A 12,220-nucleotide genomic window follows, 5' to 3' on the forward strand; every position below is an offset into this window, starting at 1 on the left:
TAGCCAAACCAGAGTTGCGGCAGAGTCCCACGGGTATGGTTCATCGTGCATGACCGAAGCGTAACGGCCCGCGAAATCTCCGCAACTGAGCGATTGCAAAACGACTGTTTTAACGACTGTTTTAGTGAGTCGACGACCCTAACAAGGCGCCCGCAGCACTGCCGGCGGCTCGGGCGCATCCGTCGGCACCACGGCGAACCGGCGCACCACCACCCGGTTGCGGCCCTGCTGCTTGGCGGCATAGAGCCCCTGGTCGGCCAGCCGGAACAATTGCTGGAAATCGCTCGGCGCCTGCGTCTCCGCCACGCCGATGCTCGCGGTCACGATGCCTTCGCCGATCGCGTCGCCATGGTCGCATGCGGCGATCTCCAGCCGCACGTTGTCGGCAAAGCGGGCGAGCGCGAACCCCTCGAGCCCCGCGATCATCAGCCCGAATTCCTCGCCGCCCAGCCGGGCGACCGCGCACATCGGGCCTTCCCAGCGTTCCAGCCGCCGGGCGATGCAGCGCAGTACCATGTCGCCCGCCTCATGCCCATGGGCGTCGTTGATCGACTTGAACCGGTCGATATCGATCAGCAACAGGCCGGCCGGCATCTTCTCCGACCGTACATGCTCGAGCAGCGGCTCGATCGTCTCGACGAAGCCGCGCCGGTTGCGCAGCCCGGTCAGCGGGTCGCGCCGCGCCAGCTCGTTCGCCCGGGCTTCGGCGGCGCGGGCATGGTCGCGCTCGATGCGGAAATGGCCGAACCGCCCGCTCGCGGCGATCGACAGCCACAGGGTCTGCCATGCCGCCGCGAGCAGCACGATGATCTTCGATCCGCCGCCCCAGAAAGCGCCCTCGACATCGACGAACTGGATAAAGGCGAGCGTCGCCATCGGCAGCGCCCAGGCCCCGGCAAAGTCGCGCGCCGCGGCGCTGCCCTGGCGCCATGCCCAGGTCAGGCAGGCGGCGACGAGCACCAGATCGGCAAGGATGAGTATACCCGTGACACTCGCCAGCATGTCGATCGCGGCGCTCCGGATGAGCGCGAGCGGCACGCCGAGCAATCCGACAGCCCCGCCCAATGCGAGCATCGCCCGGCCCGCCCAGCGCGGCAGGGCAGCGCGGTCGAGCGAGGTGGCGACGCTCGCCGTCGCCAGCGTCACGGCCAGGCAGGCAAGGAAGGTGCAGGTCTGGGCCGAGGCCGTCCCGGCCATGCCGGGGACGGCGATCAGGTGCATCTCCGACCAGATCAGCCCCCAGAACAGCATGCACCCCGCCCATGCGCCGTGCCAGGCGAGGAACTGGCGGCGCACCGCGACGGCTAGTGACAGGTTATAGACCAGGCCGATCAGCAACAGCGTCAGCGCCGCACCGATCACCGCGCCAAGCGCGGCTGACTGCAGCCCGCTCTCGCCGCGCGGCAGCAGGCGCGCGCGGAGCAGATTGTGGCTGGCAAACTTGTCGAACCGCATGGTCACCGCGACGAGCGGCGCATTCCGCACCGGCGCCTCGAAGGCGATCTGCCCGCCCGCGCGCCAATGCGATCCGTAATCGCCGCTGCGCACCTGCTGCCATTGCTGCGAGCCGTCGGCATAGGAGAACAGCACGGCCAGCCGGTCGAACCGGGAGTGATGGATCATCAGCACCAGGTCGTTGCGATCGACCGGCAACCGCGTGACGTCGGCGCGCAGCCACAGGCTGGCCTGCTGATAGCCGCTGGGCGCGCCGCTACAGGCGAAGCGCGACGGAAGCGCGGTATCGGCCTGTGGTTGCGGCGTGACGGCATGACACAGGGAGGCGTTGAGGTGCAGTGCCTCCGCACCGGCCGGAATCGACCAGCACGCGACGGCGAGACCTGTCAGGGCAAGCAGCAGTCGAGCCACTACGGCCCGGTATGATTCCCCAATCCCCGTCATGGTTTAGGCTATGCACCGATCCGGTGTGAAAAGTCTTACCCGCACGGCCCCGCCAGGCGCCGGACCATAAAAAAGGCCGCCCCTTTCGGGACGGCCTTTCCATTGTCAGCCGATCGGGGCTGGAAATCAGGCGCGCAAGGCCTCCGCGCTGGAGGTCATGCTCACAAGGTCCGCCGTGCCCGGCTTATGACAATGAGACATCAGACCACCTCCTTTCCGTTGTTGAACAGGGGTTTGCATATGGGGTGGGGGTCAAGACGATCAAGGTCCTGCGCCGAGCGACGGTCGGGCTTACGCCTTCGACGCCGGACGGCGGCAGCCGTTGCGCGTGACACGGCAAGGCGGCTGTGAAAGGATGGTGCGGCCATGAAGCGCCAGGAGAGTCGTCATGACGATCGGCATATGCCCCAGCGCGACGCGCCGATGATCGCCGCCGTCGCGGCAGGTGCGGCGGTGCTCGCCGGTGGGCTCGCGCTGTTCTCGCGCTTCGCCGCGCGCCGGATCGAGCGCGACGTGCCGCCCGACGGCCAGTTCCTCACCATCGACGGCGTCCGCCTGCATTATACCGATCGTGGGCATGGTCCAGCCATCGTGATGATCCATGGCCTTGCCGGGCAGATGCGCAATTTCGGCTATGCGCTGGCCGACCGGCTCGTCGCCGATCACCGCGTGATCCTGATCGACCGTCCAGGCTCGGGCTATTCGGCTGCCGCGCCATCGGCCGGAATCGCGGCACAGGCGAAGCTGATAGCCGGGCTGATCGAGGCGCTCGATCTCGATTCCCCGCTGGTCGTCGGCCACTCGCTCGGCGGCGCGGTCGCGCTGGCGCTGGCGCTCGATCATCCGGGCAAGGTCGGCGGCCTCGCGCTGATCGCCCCGCTGACCCAGCCGCAGGACAGCGTGCCGGCGGCGTTCCGCGGCATCGCCATCGGCTCGCCGGCGGTGCGCCGCGCGGTCGCCTGGACGCTGGCGACGCCGGTCGGCCTGCTCTCCGGCCGCAAGGGCGCGGTCGCGGTGTTCGCGCCCGAACCGGTGCCGGCGGATTTCGCCACGCTCGGCGGCGGGCAGCTCGTGCTGCGCCCCGGTGCCTTCCACGCCGCCTCGACCGATCTCGCCGCCGCGCGCGCCGATATGGCGGCGCTGGCCGCGCGCTACGGCGATCTCGCGGTGCCGGTCGCGATCCTGTTCGGGCGGGAGGACAAGATCCTCGATCCAACGATCCATGGCGGCCGGATCGCCGCGGATGTGCCGCGGGTCGAACTGACCCTGATCGATGGCGGCCACATGATCCTCGTCACCGCGGCGGAGACGGTCGCGCTGTGGATCCGCGGGCGGGTCGGCGCCGCCTGAGGCGCCGCCGATATGGAGGATTCGTTAATCTATCGGACGTAATTTGAGGCCCCATGAAGTTCGTGCTCGCCGCCATCCTCATGCTGGTTCTGGGTGACCTTGCGTTTGCGCACGGCGCCAATACGGCCATGGCCACCGGCGCCGTGCTCCGTTTCTTCCATTCCGCCGGAGCCGAGGGCCGCTCGTCGATCTTCGCGCACTAAGCAGCCCCCGCGCTACTTCATTGCGGTGCGGTCGCCACCGCCTGGCCGAGCTGCTGGCCCACCAGGGTGATCTCGACACGACGGTTCTGCTGACGGCCGGACGCGGTCTTGTTGTCGGCGACCGGTTCGCTTTCGCCATGCCCGACCGCTTCGATCCGTGCGCCATCGACGCCCATTCCGCCGAGCGCGGTGCGCACCGCGGCGGCGCGTGCCTGGGATAGCCGCTGGTTCGACGCGTCGGACCCCTGCGCATCGGTATGCCCGTCGATGCGGATCTTCACCGCGGTATTGGTCTGCAGATATTGCGCGAGCGGGCGCAGCCGCGCCTCGGCACCGGGCTTCAGATCGGCCTTGCCCGTCTCGAACACCACATCCTGCAGCACCAGGGTCGCGCCGAGGGCGGTCTGCTTGAGCTGCAGATCGGCAAGCTGCTTGCGCGCGGCCTCGGCATCGGCCTGCGCCTTGGCGGCATCGGCCTGGGCGACAGCCGCATCCTGTTGCGACCGCGCCGCATCGGCGCGCGCCTGCTCGGCCTGGGCCTGGCTGTCGGCGAGCCGCTCCTGGTTGGCGACGGCAGCATTGGCCGCCCGGTCCTTGGCGATCGCGGTCTGCGCATTGGCGCGCGCGGCGGCGATCAGCGAATCGATCCGCACGATCGAGGCCCTGGCCCGCTCGGCCTTGTCCTTGTCGAGATCCTCGGCCAGCGTCGGCAGTACCGAGGTCGCCTCGTCGAGCTGTGCCGCGCCATAGCGCGCGATCAGCGGATCGGCCCGCGCCGCCTCGATCTTGGCGCGGTACTGGTCGACCACGATCTGGTCGGTCTTGTCGGCGAAAGCCGGGGTGGCCACGGCCATCGCGGCACCGGCCAACAGCGTCGTCATCAAAATACGCATCATTCTCTCCTGAAACCTGGTGTGGGGCGTGGGGCCCTTATTGCGGCACGGGCGCGGGCGGCAGCGGGGCCAGCGCGGTTTCCTGCGCATGCGCCTCGTCCTGCGCGGCCTGTTTCTGCTGGGTGGCAGCCGCCAGATCGGCCAGCGCGCTCGCTTCGGTCGCCGCGGCGATCGTCTTGTCTTCCTTGCTCAGGCTCCATTGCAGCCGCGCCTCGGCCAGCGCGGCGCTGGCCCGCGCCTGGATGTCGGCCGCGCGGCCGTCCATCGGCACCTTGTCGTTCATCTCGATTTTCGCTGCGGCGGCGGCCATCGTGGTGCGGGCGGTATCGCGCTTGCTGGCCAGGGCCGGCGATGCCGACAGCAGGGCCGTCACGGCAAGCGCCGCGCCGATGATCTTCGCGTTCATGGCAAACTCCGTTGTTCGCCCCCGCGCTTTCCGACCACCATAATAGTCGAAGGGGGTGGATTGTTCCGCCTGCGGGGCGAAGCGAGCCGGGCGGCTAGTCGGAATCGGGTGTTGGATCGGCCCTGGGCTGATGCGTGATCTGGCGGTGGAGGCGGCGGCCCATCACCCAGTCCCACGCATGCTGATAGGATTTTTTCTGCAGCCGGCGGCTGGCGCGGATGCGGCGCTCGCGGCGGAGCAGCAACAGGCGGATCGCGATGACGAGCAGGACCAGGCCGATCTGGGCCAGGAGCAACAGGGCATAGACCATGGACTGCATCACCCCAAAGACTCGAGGGCCCATTGTGCAGTGCAATATGAGAAGGTCAAGAGGAGGGCCGGGGGTGCGGTCCTACCCCCGGCCCAAGCCCCACCACCGGAAAAGAAGTGCACTCCAAATCGGTCGGCCCGGCGCTGTTACCGCCATAATGGTTGTACCGCGCATACGTAGATTCCCTGATCGCGGACGAGCCGTTCCCAAGTCGGGACAGGTCGCATTCCGTCGCTTCGCACTTGCCCTTCCGCACCTCGATCCGCCAAGGGCAGGCGATGACGTTTCAGGTAGATATGGGGACGGACGGCACGGGCAAATCGGTCTTTGTCGATCTGGAGGAGCTGCTCGCCACGCGCCTGCTCGTCCAGGGCAATTCCGGCTCGGGCAAATCCTATCTGCTCCGCCGCCTGATGGAGCGCAGCGCCGGCCAGGTGCAGCAGATCGTGATCGACCCCGAAGGCGATTTCGTCACGCTCGCGCCGTACGGCCATGTCGCGATCGAGGCTGTCGATTATGCGGTGGGCGAGATCACCCGCTTCGCCGCGCGCTGCCGCGAGCATCGCACCTCGGTGGTGCTCAGCCTCGAGGGGCTCGAGATGGAAGGCCAGATGCGCTGCGCCGCGGCTTTCCTGAACGGCCTGTTCGATGCCCCGCGCGAACATTGGTACCCAGCGCTCGTCGTGGTCGACGAAGCGCAGATCTTCGCCCCCGCCGCCGGCGCCGAAGTGAGCGAGGAAGTCCGCCGCGCCTCGCTCTCCGCGATGGCGAACCTGATGTCGCGCGGGCGCAAACGCGGCCTGGCCGGCATCATCGCGACGCAGCGGCTCGCCAAGCTCAGCAAGAATGTCGCGGCCGAGGCGAGCAATTTCCTGATGGGCCGCACGTTCCTCGACATCGACATGGCGCGCGCGGCCGACCTGCTCGGCATGGAGCGCCGCCAGGCCGAATCGATCCGCGACCTCTCGCGCGGCACCTTTCTCGGCCTCGGCCCCGCCATTTCGCGCCGCCCGGTGATGGTGAAGATCGGCGCGGTGGAAACCAGCGCGCGTAGCTCCAGCCCCGTCCTGACCCCGCTGCCCCAGGCCCCGTCCGAGGACATGATGACCTTCCTGCGCGAAGGCATCGAGGAGCCGCCCAGCACCCTGTTCCCGATGCTCCCGCCCGGCGTCTCGCCCGCGCCGCGCACCCCGCCGGTCGCGCAGCTTCTCCAGGATCTCGCCGCCACCCCGCCCCGCGAGCACGACAGCGCGCCGGAGCAATCGCCCGAGGAGCTGGAGGAGGTCACCGTCCAGGTGCTCCGCGCGATCATGGACGATCCCGAGGCGACCTTGCGCAGCGCCGCGGTGCTGTTCCAGGATTTCCAGGTCCGTTGCCGCATGGCCGGGGTGAAGCGCTCCCCGCTCGACCCCTCCGCCTTCGCCCGCCGCCTCGCCGCGGCGCGCGCGGGCATTTTCGACCGGCTCGACGGGGAATGGCAGCAGGCGCTGGAGCAAGCGACCGACCTGCCCGACGACATGCTCGGCGCCTTCCTGCTCGTCGCCCGCGCCGCGCGCGAGGGCGAACCATGCCCGAGCGATGAGGAGGTCGCGCGCACCTACGGCACCAGCTCGCTCGGCCGCGCGCGGCGGGTGATGAGCTATATCGAGGGCCGCAACATCTTCGTGACCCGCGTCGACCTGTCGGGCAAACGATCGATCACCATCCCCGGGCTGGGCTGGACGACGGCCGCGGCGGAGGTGGGGTAGCGTTCGATTTACCATGACAGGATTGTCATGCGGCCGTCACCGCCACGGCGGCGCCCCGCGCCTAGCCTCCTCCGCAGCCGACCAGATCGGCAGGAGGAATGTCATGATCCGCACGTCACTGTTCGCCATCGCCTCGCTCGCGTTGCTCTCCAGCGCGCCCGCGCTCGCGGCACCCTGCAAGGACGCCAAGGGCAAGTTCGTGAAATGCCCGACCACGCCGGCTCATCTCGCCGTTGCCGCCGGCGTGACGAAGGACGCCAAGGGCAAATGCCATATCGCGTCGGGGCCGAAAAAGGGTCAGTTCACCAAGTGCTAGGGGCCTGATCCGAAAAGGAAGGCGCTCATCATTTCCGTCATGCCGGACTCGTTCCGGCATCCACTGGTCCGCAGGCGTCGAAGCCTGTCGGTACGCGGCACGGTAGACCCCGGAACAAGTCCGGGGTGACGATCAGGGGTGAGGGCGCCTCATCACTTCTTCACCCCACACCGCGCCACCACATAGTCCAGCCCCAGCCGGCTCGGCCCGCTCGCGCAATCGGGCGGGCTGTCGATGCGCAAGGTCATCACGCCCTTCTCCGCGGGCAGCGGCGCGGCACCCGGCGCGAGCAGCCGGCGCAGCACCGCGCGGCCCTCCGGCGTCTCGATATGCGTGCTGTGGCCCAGCGGCTTGCCCGGGATGTCCGACCCGTCGATCACGGTCAGCGCGCCGGGGCCCCCGCGCGGATCGGGGTAGCAGCGCGGCTCGGCGATGAGCGGCCCCTTGCGGCGGCGCAGGCGGAAGGTGCAGCCGACATCGCCCACGCGCGGATTGCCGTGCACCGCCCAGCTGCTGCGCAGCGCCAGGTCCCGCCCCGAGGCGAACAGCGCGATGCGCCGCCCCGGCCGGACGATATCGGGCGCCATGTCGCGGTCGAACAGCTCCCGGTCGATATCGGGCGCGGCGAGCACCAATATCTTCACCCGCGCCGCCAGATCGGGCGCGCCGGGCTTTTGCGACAGCGACTGGAGATGGCGCAGCCCGTCGATCGCGATGCGGTTGCCCATGCTGTGCGCCACCAGCACCAGCTCGGGCGACTGCGCCGCCAGATCGGCCAGCACGGTATCGAAATAGGCCTGGGTCCAGGCCGCATTCTCCTCGTCCCAGGTATATTTCGCCAGCGCATGCTGGGACGGCCAGATGAACGCCACCACCGGCCCGTCGAAGCGCGCGGCCATGGCGATCTGGTCGGCCTGCGACAGCGCCTCCGCCACGCTGTTGTTATAGCCATGGACGTAGAGCAGGATCCTGCGGGGAGGCGCCTGCAGATCGCGCCGCAACCGATCATGCCAGGCCGCATCGCCCGCCAGCTTGAGGTTGGGCAGCTTCGGCGTGCCCGGCGTGGCGAAGCCATAACGGATCGGCACGGGCGCGGGCGCGCCATAGGGGCGGAAGGTGCCCCGCCCGACCGACATGGCGAGCGGCTGATCCGCCAGGCAATCGGGCATGCCGGTGACGACGAAATAGATCGGGCCCTGCGCGGTGGCGGGATCGGCGGTCTGCTTCGCGCAATCGCCCGCGACCGGGCCGTACGCGGGCGGCACGGTGATGCAGCCGGCCAGCGGCAGGGCGGCGAGGGCGGTCGCCAGGGTCAGGAGTCGTTTCACTCTGTCGTCACTCCAGCCCGCCGCGTCATCTGTGGCTCCTGTGGCATTGCTTTGTGTCGCGGAGAAGGGTGGATTGCGGCACAGGCAACCCAAGTGTGCGCCGCGGCGGACAAAAGGGCTCGACAGGATCGAGCGGCCTTCTACTCTCCGTGTCCATGTCCGTCGTGGGGGAAGCCATCGCTGCCGTCGTGGAAGGCGGGTTGGAGCTTGTCTTCCACCTGGTCGATGCCGCCGTGGATCCGGTGCGCAAGCGCTATGGCCGGCTTGCCGCGACGCTGATGGTGCTTGCCGTCATCGCGCTGCCGATCGGGCTGGTCGTGTTCCTGCTATGGGGGACAGGTTAGCCGCCGCGCCCGCTCCCGAAGCGCTTCATGCAGGCGCGGGATTTGTCTTCGGTCTCGACCGCGTTGACGCCGATGCCGCCCGTCGCGGGGTCGTGAAGCCTGGCACGGATCGCGCCGATCCGTTTGACGATCTGCCGGTTGACGCGCTCGCCGGGGATGCGCAGCGCCGCCGCGTTGATCCAGAGGCTGGCGTACAGCCCCCGCCAGACCTTGCTGTCCTGCTCGAACATGTCGTCGGGAGTATAGGACTGGTCGATATAGTCGTGGCGCACATGTTCGTTGGCGACGCAGTCGACATTGGCGTTGTATTTCTGCTTCTCGGCATAGGTACAGGCGGAAAGGGCGAGGCAGGCGGCGCCGAGGCTCAGGATTTTCATGCGTCCCCTGTTGCCGCGTTGGCTCACCGGTATGACCCAAATCGCGTGAAGCTCAACTCTTGAAGCGCTCTTCCCGGTGCCATTGCAGGAAATGCGGGTGCGGCCGATCGGCCGGACGCAGCGGCGGCAGGGCATGGCCGCTCTTGTTGATCATCGCGTTCACGCCGTCGGGATCGTTGATCTGGCGGGAGACGAGGATCTTCAAATCATCGTCCAGGCTGATCAGCCCGCGATCGAACATCCAGTGCACCGTGTCGGGCAGCGTAAGGCCGCAATAGCTGATGCGATCGCATTCCTGCCCGAACTGGCGAGCCGACGAATAAATGACAATATTGCCCTGCTACTTTTTAATGGACGTGGTCACGGTCAATATGCTGTCACCCTGGGGCTGTATTAAGCTGGAGGATGTGGTAGATGCTATCTTGGCCTTGGCCGCATCGATTTGCGGGTCATTTAGAACATTGTCGGCTTTCAGCTGGCTAATTAACGACTTGATGTCTTTGAGCTCCGCCTCGGCCTTGGAGCCTGTTGAGGGAGGCTCTTCGCCGTTGATTGAGGAAACGACCTTGCCGGTTGCGATGGCGCCGCTGACCAGTTGCAAAATATGGCCCGGTGAACAAATAGCCTGATTGCTGATGAGATGGTTGACCGCCTGAGCGTATGTTAGCTTATCCTTACTCAACCGCTCGACTTCCGTGGCATTGTCATTGAGAGCCTTCTGTATAAGTTCGCGAACTGAATCTACATTTTCTGCTCCAAATAAATAACGTTGTTCATATATTTTGAATCCAGCCGTAGCCGCGCTAGTACCCAAGGAAATTGCTGTGAGAATGTCGTTATTCGTGTCCTCTCCCTTGGAAGCAAGCGCGAGTGCTCCTGTAAGTAACGCAGTAACGGGGGCAAATGTATCTCGCCAAACATTTACTCTTCTTTGGCTATCGGATTTCCCCAAGATGTACATGTTGCAACGAGCTTTTATCAAATGAAGTCCCGTGTTTAAAAATCGTTGCTGCGCCGCTAGGTCTTCTTTGGCGAGGAGTTTTCCAGTTTTTGCATCGTAAGGCCTGGCTGCCTTCTCGGTGAGTTGAAATTGATAAAGGAGGCCATCTCCAAGAGGGGCGCTACCATTAGCGTTTATGACCTCCGGAGTTACGCCGCGATCGGTAATGAAATTGGGGCGGGTGCTACCTGCGCAGGCGGTAACAAAGAGCGCGCATCCCAAAGGTGCTATAAAAGTGAATAATTTTTTCACGACTCGGCTCCATTAGTTTGGAGTATGATTCCATACTTGCAATAGTGATGCAAACATTTGTCCGTGAGGCTTGAAGATCGATAAGAGAATCCAATAAATTGTTAGAATTCAAAGGTGAGCGGGGGCTTTCTAATGTTAACTCCGCGCTGATCAACATCTAAATTTGTTAGATGATATGAAGGCCTAAGTACCCGCCCCCGCGCGGCGCGTTAGCATCTGTCAATAAAATGACGTGATCTGCCTAAAAGTTAAGGGTGAATTCTCTGGGGTGCTGTACTAAATCGGCTGTTAGCCGAGGCGGACGGCACGGTCGCCTCACATCTCGCCTGTGTGGACGCCGGAGTTTATTTTAGCCTACCCGATTCGCCCGGCCAGCGCTAAGTTGGCCACTTCAAGGGGCGGCAAATAACCATGAATCGCTGGACCGATGCCGAGACAAAGCGAGCGTTGTATCTCTATTTCCAGCTACCATTTGGTCAGATTCACTCCCGCAACCCCGAGATAATCGCCCTAGCCCGATCATTGGGGAGGACGCCCTCGTCGATCGCGATGAAGCTGGCGAATTTCGCCAGCTTGGATCCGAAGATCAAGGAAAGCGGGCGCAAGGGGTTGGACGGCGCCAGCGTGCTGGACCGCCATATGTGGGCAGAATTCCATGAAGATTGGACGACGCTCGTTCTGGAGGCCGCGACCCTCGAAAATGCTACTTTCCCAAGCATGCAGACCGTTCATGAAACGTCGAGCCCCTTCTTCCATCGCGACTTTACCGGCCCGACGACTGTCTCGGTGACGGTCGAGCAAAGAATCGGGCAGGATTTTTTCCGACGCGCGGTGTTGGCAAACTACGATGGAAAATGCTGTCTAACAGGCATCGCCGATGCGCGTTTGCTGAACGCCAGTCACATCCTGCCTTGGGGTAGAGACGAGAAGAACCGCCATAATCCGCGGAACGGGCTCTGCCTTTCGGCGACCTTCGATCGCGCGTTCGATCGGGGTCTGATGGGCGTGAACCAGGCGGGGCGCGCAGTTTTCTCTCCCAAACTTCTGAAGAGCGATAGCGCCGAAACTCGCTCGTTTTTCGAACCTTATCACGAAAAGGAACTGCTCGGAGCGGTGCGGTTCGATCCTGATCCAGCCTTTTTGAAGTGGCATCATGATCATCGTTTTGAGCGTGCCTGATCCGCTGATATGCACCCCACGAAAAAACGGCGCAGGGTCGCCCCCGCGCCGCTCTTTCAATCAGCCTCTCAGCCGATCAATGCTTCTTTTTCTTCTTCTTCCCCGCATCCGCCGTCTCGTCGGGCGCCGGGGTCGTCGAGCTGGTTGACGGGTCGCTCGGCGGCGGGGAATTATAGTGACAGCGCATTTAATCCGGCGAGACAGAATAATCGACTGCGCTCAGCCGAGCAATAAAATGCACCGTCGCTGCAATTCTGTCGCACAACTTTCAATTTTATTATCAATAATGAATTGTCACTAACTCCATTATCAATGGCGCTTCTACATTGTTAGAGCGGTAGTTCCTCAATTATTCTCGCAGCAGACGATCATCTTCCACCGGATCGCGCCCTGCTGTGGCGAATGTTGACTATGATTTTGCGATGGCAGCTGTACGCCTTTATTTGATGCGATCTCATCACCGCAACCCTGGCACTCGTAGATGCCATTGTCCGGTGGTGTCTCTCCGGGTTTCCAGATTTTATCAAAGTTAGCATGCTCGTTCTTTGATAATTTATCTCCGTCTTTATACCAAGCCATGGTCATCATCCTCAAAATGCTGTTCTAGCGTTAGTT

General features: G+C 64.7%; 15 protein-coding genes. 6 read left to right on the forward strand and 9 right to left on the reverse strand.

Annotated elements, in window-relative coordinates:
* Nucleotides 1-138: 138 nt before the first annotated feature.
* Nucleotides 139-1,866: a GGDEF domain-containing protein gene (locus AC1RT8_RS06180; RefSeq protein ID WP_493074716.1), complete on the reverse strand. Its 1,728-nt coding sequence runs from the start codon at nt 1,864-1,866 to the stop codon at nt 139-141.
* Nucleotides 1,867-2,265: 399 nt separating this feature from the next.
* Here AC1RT8_RS06180 and AC1RT8_RS06185 point away from each other — a divergent pair, with 399 nt between their 5' ends.
* Both AC1RT8_RS06185 and AC1RT8_RS06190 read left to right on the forward strand, forming a co-directional pair.
* On the forward strand, nt 2,266-3,249 hold the full coding sequence (locus AC1RT8_RS06185) for an alpha/beta fold hydrolase (RefSeq protein ID WP_493074717.1): 984 nt from the start codon (nt 2,266-2,268) through the stop codon (nt 3,247-3,249).
* Between the two features lie 53 nt (nt 3,250-3,302).
* A complete protein-coding gene (locus tag AC1RT8_RS06190) occupies nt 3,303-3,452 on the forward strand; it encodes a hypothetical protein (protein WP_493074718.1) in 150 nt (49 codons plus the stop codon).
* Nucleotides 3,453-3,469: 17 nt separating this feature from the next.
* Here AC1RT8_RS06190 and AC1RT8_RS06195 read toward each other — a convergent pair whose 3' ends face one another.
* The 3 genes from AC1RT8_RS06195 to AC1RT8_RS06205 all read right to left on the reverse strand — a co-directional run bounded on the left by AC1RT8_RS06195 (nt 3,470) and on the right by AC1RT8_RS06205 (nt 5,070).
* On the reverse strand, nt 3,470-4,345 hold the full coding sequence (locus tag AC1RT8_RS06195; RefSeq protein WP_493074719.1) for an OmpA family protein: 876 nt from the start codon (nt 4,343-4,345) through the stop codon (nt 3,470-3,472).
* Between the two features lie 37 nt (nt 4,346-4,382).
* On the reverse strand, nt 4,383-4,751 hold the full coding sequence (locus AC1RT8_RS06200) for a hypothetical protein (RefSeq protein WP_493074720.1): 369 nt from the start codon (nt 4,749-4,751) through the stop codon (nt 4,383-4,385).
* Between the two features lie 94 nt (nt 4,752-4,845).
* Nucleotides 4,846-5,070 carry a hypothetical protein gene (locus AC1RT8_RS06205; protein ID WP_493074721.1) on the reverse strand — a complete coding sequence of 75 codons (225 nt, stop codon included), beginning with the start codon at nt 5,068-5,070 and terminating at the stop codon, nt 4,846-4,848.
* A gap of 269 nt (nt 5,071-5,339) precedes the next feature.
* Here AC1RT8_RS06205 and AC1RT8_RS06210 point away from each other — a divergent pair, with 269 nt between their 5' ends.
* Both AC1RT8_RS06210 and AC1RT8_RS06215 read left to right on the forward strand, forming a co-directional pair.
* Nucleotides 5,340-6,809: an ATP-binding protein gene (locus AC1RT8_RS06210; RefSeq protein WP_493074722.1), complete on the forward strand. Its 1,470-nt coding sequence runs from the start codon at nt 5,340-5,342 to the stop codon at nt 6,807-6,809.
* A gap of 103 nt (nt 6,810-6,912) precedes the next feature.
* Nucleotides 6,913-7,125: a hypothetical protein gene (locus AC1RT8_RS06215; RefSeq protein ID WP_493074723.1), complete on the forward strand. Its 213-nt coding sequence runs from the start codon at nt 6,913-6,915 to the stop codon at nt 7,123-7,125.
* 152 nt (nt 7,126-7,277) lie between these two features.
* Here the strand turns inward: AC1RT8_RS06215 and AC1RT8_RS06220 are convergent, their stop codons facing one another.
* On the reverse strand, nt 7,278-8,453 hold the full coding sequence (locus AC1RT8_RS06220; RefSeq protein WP_493074724.1) for an alpha/beta hydrolase: 1,176 nt from the start codon (nt 8,451-8,453) through the stop codon (nt 7,278-7,280).
* Between the two features lie 155 nt (nt 8,454-8,608).
* Here AC1RT8_RS06220 and AC1RT8_RS06225 point away from each other — a divergent pair, with 155 nt between their 5' ends.
* Entirely contained in the window at nt 8,609-8,797 is a 189-nt protein-coding gene (locus tag AC1RT8_RS06225; RefSeq protein ID WP_493074725.1) for a hypothetical protein, read from the forward strand.
* Here AC1RT8_RS06225 and AC1RT8_RS06230 read toward each other — a convergent pair.
* The 3 genes from AC1RT8_RS06230 to AC1RT8_RS06240 form a co-directional block, all read right to left on the reverse strand.
* On the reverse strand, nt 8,794-9,174 hold the full coding sequence (locus AC1RT8_RS06230) for a hypothetical protein (RefSeq protein WP_493074726.1): 381 nt from the start codon (nt 9,172-9,174) through the stop codon (nt 8,794-8,796). The two genes, AC1RT8_RS06225 and AC1RT8_RS06230, sit on opposite strands and share 4 nt — an antisense overlap.
* A 52-nt stretch (nt 9,175-9,226) precedes the next feature.
* Nucleotides 9,227-9,424, reverse strand: coding sequence for a hypothetical protein (locus AC1RT8_RS06235; RefSeq protein ID WP_493074727.1), 198 nt, complete (start codon nt 9,422-9,424; stop codon nt 9,227-9,229).
* A gap of 90 nt (nt 9,425-9,514) precedes the next feature.
* Nucleotides 9,515-10,426: a hypothetical protein gene (locus tag AC1RT8_RS06240; protein WP_493074728.1), complete on the reverse strand. Its 912-nt coding sequence runs from the start codon at nt 10,424-10,426 to the stop codon at nt 9,515-9,517.
* Nucleotides 10,427-10,837: 411 nt separating this feature from the next.
* On the opposite strand from AC1RT8_RS06240, the gene AC1RT8_RS06245 reads away from it, so the two are divergent.
* Complete coding sequence (locus AC1RT8_RS06245) at nt 10,838-11,605, forward strand: HNH endonuclease (protein WP_493074729.1); 768 nt, start codon at nt 10,838-10,840, stop codon at nt 11,603-11,605.
* 345 nt (nt 11,606-11,950) lie between these two features.
* Here the strand turns inward: AC1RT8_RS06245 and AC1RT8_RS06250 are convergent, their stop codons facing one another.
* Nucleotides 11,951-12,184: a hypothetical protein gene (locus tag AC1RT8_RS06250; RefSeq protein ID WP_493074730.1), complete on the reverse strand. Its 234-nt coding sequence runs from the start codon at nt 12,182-12,184 to the stop codon at nt 11,951-11,953.
* Nucleotides 12,185-12,220: the final 36 nt, after the last annotated feature.

This window comes from Sphingomonas sp. GW821-FHT10F11 (assembly GCF_058809095.1).